Origin of the sequence: Pseudomonas sp. B26(2017) (assembly GCF_002113045.1) — a bacterium.
GTDB lineage: Bacteria > Pseudomonadota > Gammaproteobacteria > Pseudomonadales > Pseudomonadaceae > Aquipseudomonas.
This window is the reverse complement of sequence record NZ_NEJJ01000015.1, coordinates 180640-187501: the sequence shown is the minus strand read 5'-3', so window position 1 is coordinate 187501 and position 6862 is coordinate 180640. Positions and strand designations below refer to the sequence as shown.

Sequence of the window (6862 nt, the reverse complement as noted above, 5' to 3'; positions counted from 1 at the left end):
AACAGCCCATCGAGTACACCGTCAGTCAACGTCAGCAGTTCTTCCCCGGTGACCATCGACACCGGACAGCCGTTGGTGCAGGTCAGCGGCGCACAATCGGCGCTGTCACCGTTGGGATTTTTCGCCTGATCCGAAGCATCATCGCGAGGCTCATGCCGTTCCATTCGCGTCATGCCGTGGGACTTGTCACGGACAATGGCGGCCGGATTCGCAACCGTCAGCATCTGTGCATCCGCCGTGCGAATCTCCAGCGGGACAGCGGGTGTTGGTCGCAACGGCGCCTGCCGCGCATTAACCATCAACGGCTTCAACGCACCCGCATGTCGGGTCAGATCGGGCGCCGAGGTCATCTGCGCCAGTCGCAACGCCGAAGCCGCCAGCCATTCCCGGGCACGCGGCGATTTGATCTTGCCCAGTACTTTGGTGCTCAACCGAAGCGGCACACCCATGCCACCTGACACGCACATCAGCAGAAAACTGACCAGAAGTTCAGCGCGTACCTCAGCCACCACCTCGGCCAGAAATTGCGGCGGCAACATCTTCAGCCAACTGGTAAAGGCCGCCAGGTAAATGAACAGCAACGGCTCGTCGCTGAGCATCAGCAGGCCGTTGGCGATGGCCTCGGTGGACGCCTCGAGCAAGGCATCCAGTTCAACGCTGGACAGGTATTGCAGAAGTTTTTCACTGTTGGCCTGCAAGTCGGCGAGCAAGGCAAACAGCTGTTTCACGTCATCCCAGACACCGTTCAGCGCGGATTCGAAACCGTGCCAGTCAGCCTGTTGCAACTGCCCGTAACGCTCGCTTAAACCGGCGCTGGAAAACTCCGTCCACTGCGGTTGAAACCCTTTCCATTCCTCACGCAACCAGCCTTCCAGACCATCAAGAAGGCCCTGATACGAGGCGTACAACGTCTGGATATGCGCCGCGGAAACATCGGGAAAGAAGGTGATGCGATAACGCTGGCCCCGGTCGCAGTCGTCGACCTTGAGAATGCCGCCGGGGCCGATGGTGTAACGCCGCGGTTCGCCAAAACCCGGAACACCGTCGACGTCGGAAATGACCGGTTCAAGGATCACGGGCGTATCGCCGATCGGCACAAACCGCGCGGCTTCGAACATGTGCACCAGCGTCAGGGAGCCCGTGGCGGAGCACATGGCCACGGAGGAACTGATGGGTTTGCGGCTGGTAACCGGTGCGCCGAGCCGGACGTCGTTGCCGACCTGGAACACTTGCTCGACACCCAGCGCGGTTACCGTCCAGAACTGCTCGGCCCAGGCGTCATAGTTGTTGAGGCAAAGGCGAAACTCACGAATCAGCTTTTCGACGTCAGGCTTGTCAGGGTTCAGCGCAGCGACCACCAGCAAACCAATGCTGTTGTTCAGTTTCAGGAGCTGGTCAGATGGAAGCATGCAGTCACTCGCGCGCATCAGGGGAATGGCGCGAAACTTTGCGGGGGATCAAACAGGAAAGAAGTCAGCCGAGTAGGCGATGTCTGTAGGGCAATTCTCTAAATGTGCGGGAGAGCGTTCGGCGGACAACCGACATTGCCCGTTGCTCAACCTCGGCCACGCTCGTTATGCTGCTGAAACCTTTAATCAGATCCGAGCAGCGGCGCTCCCCACGCCGCCCGGGATGTCTTTGATAACGGATCCGATGATGAATGCACCGCTGAAGGCGTTCGGCCCGATCAAGGCCGTGATTTTCGATATGGACGGTTTGCTGCTGGACACCGAAGGCATCTACACCGAGGTCACCTCGCTGATTGCCGAGCGTTACGGGCGCACGTTCGACTGGAGCATCAAGCAGAACATTATCGGGCGTGGCGCCGGTGATCTGGCCCGTTATGTGGTCGAGGCGCTGGATCTGCCGATTACCGCCGAAGAGTTTCTGGTGATCCGCGAGCCACTGATGCGCGAGCGCTTTCCCACCGCGCAGGCGATGCCGGGTGCCGAGGAACTGATCCGCCACCTCAAGGCGCACAACATTCCGATTGCGGTCGGCACCAGTTCATCGCGCCAGTCGTTCGGTCAGAAAACCACGTTGCACCGCGACTGGTTCGCGTTGTTCGACTTCATTGTTACCGCTGACGATCCGGAAGTCGGCGCGGCCAAGCCGGCGCCGGACATCTTCCTCACCGCCGCTCGGCGCCTGGGTGTTGCGCCGCAAGATTGCCTGGTGTTCGAAGATTCACCGTTCGGCGTGACAGCCGCGAAAGCAGCCGGCATGACCGCCATCGCCATTCCCGATGCCGCCATGGCCGATGAAAAATACGCACACGCCGACGGGATTCTTCGTACATTGAAAGCGTTCACGCCGAGTGCATGCGGATTGCCGGCGCTCGACTGGGCCTGATCAAACCGCCGACATAAAAACGCCGCCCCTCTGTTAAAGGAGGGCGGCGTTTTTCGTTATCGACCATCTGATCAATCAGGCGCCGAAACCGCCATCGATGGTCAGGCTCGCACCGGTGATGTAACCAGCCTCCGGGCTTGCCAGGTAGGCAACGAAGCTGGCGATCTCTTCGGCCTTGCCGTAGCGACCCACTGCCATCAACGGGATCAGACTGTCGGCAAAATCGCCGTGAGCCGGGTTCATGTCGGTATCGACCGGGCCGGGTTGCACGTTGTTGATGGTGATGCCGCGTGGACCGAGGTCGCGGGCCAGGCCTTTGGTCAGGCCGACCAGGGCGGACTTGCTCATCGCATACACGCCGCCACCGGCGAAGGGCATGCGGTCGGCGTTGGTGCTGCCGATGTTGATGATGCGCGAGCCTTCGCCCATGTGTTTGGCGGCTTCCTGGCTGGCGATGAACACGCTGCGTACGTTGATTGCCAGGGTCTGGTCGAAGTCTTCCAGTTTGAAGTCTTCCAGCGGCGCGACGGCCAGCACACCGGCGTTGTTGACCAGAATGTCGAGGCGGCCAAAGGTTTCGACAGTGGCGTTCACCGCGTTGCGGATGGCGTCGGCGTCGGCGCTGTCAGCCTTGATCGCCAGGGCTTTGCCGCCGGTGGCAGTGATGCTGTTTTGCAGTTCTTCAGCCTTGGCGGCCGAGCTGACGTAGGTAAAGGCAACCGCGGCGCCTTCCGCGGCCAGACGTTTGACAATGGCGGCACCGATGCCGCGAGAGCCGCCTTGAATCAGAGCGACTTTACCGCTGAGGTGTTGAGTGGTCATGTTCGATCTCCAGAAGTTTCAAGGCGGGCTGCCTTGGTGTGGTGTCGAGTATCTGCCTCTCGCCCCCAGGCGAGTAGACCGTGGTTGCTATAGTCTGTGTAAACCAAAAGTTTAGAGTGGTGGCCATGGAAACCTTCAGCAGTATCGAATGCTTCGTGCGCAGCGCCGAAGTCGGCAGCTTTGCCGAAGCCGCACGACGCCTGAGCCTGACACCGGCCGCCGTGGGCAAAAGCGTGGCGAAACTGGAAGTGCGCCTCGGCGTGAGGCTGTTCCAGCGTAGCACCCGTCGGTTGACTCTGACGGAAGCGGGGCAATTGTTTCTGAGTGAGGTCAGCGGCAGCCTGACCACCATCCAGAATGCGGTAAACAATCTGGCCAGCGCTGGCGGGCAACCGGCGGGCACACTGAAAGTCAGCATGGGCACGGTGTTCGGCCGCTTGTACATCGTGCCGTTGTTGGGAGAGTTCCTGAAAAGGTTTCCGGCGATCAACCCGGACTGGCACTTCGATAACCGTCAGGTCGATTTGATCGGCCAGGGTTTCGATGCGGCGATTGGTGGTGGTTTCGAATTGCCCCAAGGCGTGGTGGCGCGCAGGCTGACGCCGGCGCATCGGGTATTGGTGGCTTGCGCGGATTATCTGGATCGGTACGCACCGATCAACGAGCCGGACGACCTTAAGTTGCACGACGGCATCCTGATCCGCTCACCGCAAACCGGGCGTGTACGCTCCTGGCAGCTGACGCATCGCACCCGACCACACAGCCCGCTGACCCTCAAGGCCCGAATGACCATGAGCGATTCCGAAGCCGCCTGCGCCACGGCGGCGCAGGGGTTGGGGATCGCGCTGGTGAGCATGCCGTTCGCCGTCGGCTACCTTGAGGCGGGGACTTTGCAGCGAGTCCTGCCGGACTGGTACGTCGACGATGGCAACATCTCCATCTATTACGCTGAACACAAACTGTTGCCGGGCAAGACTCGTGCGTTCGTCGATTTTGTCATCGAGCAGTTTTCAACCCTGGGCCTTGCCGAACGGTTCAACGCGCAAAACGAGCTGGCCAACCGATGATGGTTTTTGGACGCGGCGTCGCATACGTGCGCACCTTGGATGTCGACAGCCCCAGTCGCACCAGCGATTCGGCGATGGTCACGGCCGCAGTGACGCCATCCACCACCGGTACTCCGGTGCGCTGACGAATCTTCTCATCAAGTCCGGCCATGCCGCCGCAGCCGAGGCAGATCACTTCGGCCTTATCCTGAGTGACCGCCAGTTCCGCCTGATGCACGATCGCTTCCAACGCCCGTTGCGGCTCGTGCTCCAGCTCCAGAACTGCCAGGCCACTGGCGCGCACCGAGGCGCAGCGGTCCCACAGGCCGGACAGTTTCAGCCGATCCTCGATCAGCGGCACTGTGCGATCCAGTGTGGTGACCACCGAATATGCATGGCCCAGAAACATCGCAGTGCTCGCCGCCGCATCGGTGATGTCCACCACGGGTACGTTGAGCAGTTCCTGCAAACCTTCGCGACCGTGTTCGCCGTAGCCGGCCTGAATCACGGCGTCAAACGGCTGGTCGTAGGACATTACCCGGTCCATCACGGCGATGGCGGCCAGATAACTTTCGAAATTGCCCTCGACTGAATCGGCGCCGAAATGCGGGGTCAGGCCGACAATCTCGGTGCCGGGCGAGGCGACAGCCTGGGCCGAACGGGCGATGGCCTGGGTGATGGATTCGGTGGTGTTGACGTTGACCACGAGAATTCGCATGGGAAGTCCTTATTACGGTTGGTTCTGCGGCCCTGTGAAGAGCCGCCAAAAGATTCAGTGGCTGACGTTGTCGACGGCAATGGCTTCACCATCCACATCGGCGTAGTGCGGTTGGCGTTTGGCGATGATCAGATAGAGCATCCCGGCAATGCCGGCGCCGATCAGCCAGGAGAAGGGTGAAACGCTTTGGAAGCCCGGCACCAGTGCCAGGACGATGGCGATCAGCGCGGCCGGAATGAATGCCGCGACCGCCCGCAGATTGACCCCGCGGCTGTAGTAATACGCCCCGTTCGGGCTTTCGCTGTACAGCTGCGGCACATGGATCCGGCCTTTGCGGATCAGCCAGTAGTCGACCATGATCACGCCGTACAGTGGGCCGAGCAGGGCGCCGAGGCCGGACAGGAAATACACGATCACCAGCGGGCTGTTGTAGAGATTCCACGGCAGAATCAGCACGGCAATCGTTGCGCTGATCAGCCCGGCGCGACGGAAAGTCAGATACTTCGGCGCCAGGTTGCTGAGCACGAAGGCCGGGGCGACGAAGTTGGCCATGATGTTCACCGCCACGGTGACGATCAGAAAGGCCAGGCAGCCGAGCACCAGAAAGAACGTATTGGGGATCGAAGCGATGATCTCGGTCGGGCTTTCGATGATCCGTCCGTTGATCTGAAATTGCGCACCGCACAGCAGGACGGTGATCCCGGCGAACACCAGAATATTTACCGGCAGACCCCAGAAGTTTCCGACCTTGATCGTTTTGCGGCACGGCGAGGAACGAGCGAAGTCGCAAAAGTTGAGGATCAGCGTGCCGTAGATCGCCAGCCACAAGGCACCGCCGGCAAAAATGTTGCGCCACATCTCGCCGCCGGTCAGTGGCTCGCGGATTGACCAGGCGATGGTCGCGTTGGCCTGGGTGTACATCCACGCGGCGAGGCAGGCGACGGTCAGCAGAATCACCGGCCCGGCGAAGGCTTCGTAGCGGCGGACCATTTCCATGCCGTAGGCGAGGATCGCCAGTTGCACGAACCAGATCGCCACGAAACACACCCACCCCAGGCTCGACAGGCCGAGGATCGAGTTGTGGTCGTAATCGGCGAATCCGGGATGGATAGCCGTGAGCAACACGCGAAATACCACCGACGCCAGGTACGTCTGGATCCCGAACCAGGCGATGGCGATCACCGCCCGGATCAATGCAGGAATCTGCGCCCCGTGAATGCCGAAACTGATCCGGCTGATCACCGGAAACGGCACGCCGGTTTTCTGCCCCATGTAACCGGACAGGTTCATGAAGAAGTACACCAGCGCCGCGCCGATCCCCAGCGACAGCAGAATCTGCCAGCCGCCCAGCCCCAGGGCGTACAGACCGATGGCAAACGAGTAGTTGGCGATGTTGTGCACATCGTTGGTCCACAGGGCGAAGATGCTGTATTTGCCCCAGCGCCGTCCTTCGACCCTGGTCGGTGCGAGGTCACTGTTGTGCAGACGCGGGCTCAGTTGCAGCGGTTCGGTGATGCCGTCACCGGGCGCGCTGTGGTCGAGGGTGGAAGAGGCGGGCAGATTCAGCGCGATGTTGTTGTTGGAGAGACTCGTACGCATTCCGGCAGGCTCCTGATGTTCAGGCGGCGATGACTGTGCATGAGCACTCGGGCTCGGCAGATCTTCGTCGCAGCGCTGGAACATCACTGGTTACGGGGCATCTGCAGCCTGTACGGGATAGGGCGCTTCAGGCTTGCGGATCGAAAGTGTGGGTTCATGTTTTGCGGTTTTGTATACAAAACATGTATGCACTAAAGCCAGATCTGTGCCAGTCCGCGATCTATGAAAAAGACCGCTGATTTCGAAAAGTTATTGAAGAGCGCCAAGTCGTTGAAATACGGGCGATATAAATTGACCGTTCGAACAGGTATTTATTTTTCGGAAG

The 6862-nt window shown here is 60.4% G+C and carries 5 protein-coding genes and 1 pseudogene; 2 read left to right on the top strand and 4 right to left on the bottom strand.

Features of this window, described 5'->3' with window-relative positions; all coding sequences use genetic code 11:
* Nucleotides 1-1409 (bottom strand): annotated as a pseudogene (locus CAF79_RS21920) (type IV secretion protein Rhs); the annotation flags it as partial.
* Between the two features lie 247 nt (nucleotides 1410-1656).
* Between CAF79_RS21920 and CAF79_RS21915 the strand changes: the two are divergent.
* Nucleotides 1657-2352 carry an HAD-IA family hydrolase gene (locus CAF79_RS21915; RefSeq protein ID WP_085700262.1) on the top strand — a complete coding sequence of 232 codons (696 nt, stop codon included), beginning with the start codon at nucleotides 1657-1659 and terminating at the stop codon, nucleotides 2350-2352.
* A gap of 75 nt (nucleotides 2353-2427) precedes the next feature.
* On the opposite strand, the gene CAF79_RS21910 is transcribed toward CAF79_RS21915, so the two are convergent.
* Nucleotides 2428-3174 carry a 3-oxoacyl-ACP reductase family protein gene (locus CAF79_RS21910; protein ID WP_085700261.1) on the bottom strand — a complete coding sequence of 249 codons (747 nt, stop codon included), beginning with the start codon at nucleotides 3172-3174 and terminating at the stop codon, nucleotides 2428-2430.
* A 125-nt stretch (nucleotides 3175-3299) separates the two neighbouring features.
* On the opposite strand from CAF79_RS21910, the gene CAF79_RS21905 reads away from it, so the two are divergent.
* Nucleotides 3300-4241, top strand: a complete 942-nt coding sequence (locus tag CAF79_RS21905) for a LysR family transcriptional regulator (RefSeq protein WP_085700260.1) — start codon at nucleotides 3300-3302, stop codon at nucleotides 4239-4241.
* On the opposite strand, the gene CAF79_RS21900 is transcribed toward CAF79_RS21905, so the two are convergent.
* Complete coding sequence (locus tag CAF79_RS21900; protein ID WP_085609052.1) at nucleotides 4210-4938, bottom strand: aspartate/glutamate racemase family protein; 729 nt, start codon at nucleotides 4936-4938, stop codon at nucleotides 4210-4212. The two genes, CAF79_RS21905 and CAF79_RS21900, sit on opposite strands and share 32 nt — an antisense overlap.
* A gap of 54 nt (nucleotides 4939-4992) precedes the next feature.
* Nucleotides 4993-6537: an NCS1 family nucleobase:cation symporter-1 gene (locus CAF79_RS21895; protein WP_085700259.1), complete on the bottom strand. Its 1545-nt coding sequence runs from the start codon at nucleotides 6535-6537 to the stop codon at nucleotides 4993-4995.
* Nucleotides 6538-6862 lie beyond the last annotated feature (325 nt).